This is a genomic window from Deinococcus pimensis DSM 21231 (genome assembly GCF_000519345.1).
GTDB lineage: Bacteria > Deinococcota > Deinococci > Deinococcales > Deinococcaceae > Deinococcus_A > Deinococcus_A pimensis.
Genome location: NZ_KI912647.1, coordinates 128,136 through 129,250 on the forward strand (window position 1 = coordinate 128,136; position 1,115 = coordinate 129,250).

Below are 1,115 nucleotides of genomic sequence, written 5' to 3' on the forward strand. Positions count from 1 at the left end.
CTGGCCGGGCGCGGACGCCTGCCCGCCGCAGCCGATGCTCGCTCAGACGCGCGCCGTGCTGGAGCGCTTCCGCGCGGCGGGCGGCGACGTCACGGAGACGGTGTTCGCCATGAGCGGTCACTCACCTTTCCTGGAGGAACAGGAGGCCTTCGTCGCGGCGCTCACGGCGCACCTGAGCCGCGCACGCGACGGCGCCTCCGCACGACGTCATGCTTGAACTCTTCCTGCAAACCCTCCTCAACGGCCTGCTGCAGAGCGGCATCTACGCGCTCGTCGCGTCGGGCCTCGCGCTCGCGGTGGGCGTCGTCGGCATCGTGAACTTCGCGCACGGCGAGTTCGTGATGGTCGGCGCCTTCCTCTCGTGGGGCCTGATGACGGCGCTCGGCGTGGACCCGCTGCTGGGCCTGCCCATCGCGGCGCTCGTGATGTTCGCCTTCGGCGGGCTCACGTACCGCCTCACCATCCGGCACGTGCTGATCGCGCCGGAACTCAACCAGATGCTGCTGACCTTCGGCCTGTCGATCCTGCTGCAGAACCTCGCGCTGCTGTTCTTCGGCGGCAACACCCGCACGCTGAACGTGCCGTACGGCGCGGTGAGCGTGCCGCTCGGGGAGCTCTCGGTGGGCCTGCCGAAGCTGCTGGCGTTCGTGCTGGCGGCGGTGCTGCTGGCAGGGCTGTACTTCGTGCTGTACCGCACGAGCCTGGGGCGGATGATGCGCGCCGTCGCGCAGAACCGTCGGGGCTCGGCGTTGATCGGCATCGACGTGGACCGCGTGTACCTCATCGCGTTCGGGGTGGCGTCGGCGCTCGCGGCGGTCGCGGGCGTGCTGATCAGCGTGCTGCTCTTCGCGAGCCCGACCGTGGGCCTGGTGTTCGGCCTGAAGGCCTTCGCGATCATCGTGATGGCGGGCCTCGGGAACCTCACGGGCGTGCTGTGGGCGAGCGTGGTGCTGGGCGTCAGCGAGGCGCTCGTGCAGACGTACGTGCCGGGCGGCGGCGGCTGGAGCGACGCGGTGTTCTTCCTGCTGATCTTCGTGACGCTGGTGGGCCGCTCGTGGCGGGGGGCGCGGTGACGCGCCCGGAGTCCGCGCCGTCCGTGCCGCCCGCCCGGCCCG

The 1,115-nt window shown here is 71.4% G+C and carries 1 protein-coding gene and 1 pseudogene; both read left to right on the plus strand.

Annotated features, from left to right (window positions below; genetic code table 11):
- Window positions 1-217: pseudogene (locus DEIPI_RS0113515) on the plus strand (hypothetical protein); the annotation flags it as partial.
- The gene (locus DEIPI_RS0113520) at window positions 210-1,073 is read left to right on the plus strand and encodes a branched-chain amino acid ABC transporter permease (RefSeq protein WP_027482114.1); all 864 of its coding nucleotides are present in this window, start codon (window positions 210-212) and stop codon (window positions 1,071-1,073) included. The pseudogene DEIPI_RS0113515 and the gene DEIPI_RS0113520, both read left to right, overlap by 8 nt.
- The last annotated feature ends 42 nt before the right edge of the window (window positions 1,074-1,115 follow it).

What these genes read in the sequence shown, in the direction of transcription:
- DEIPI_RS0113520 (WP_027482114.1), top strand. Translation starts at nt 210, where the DNA reads ATGCTTGAACTCTTCCTGCAAACCCTCCTCAACGGCCTGCTGCAGAGC.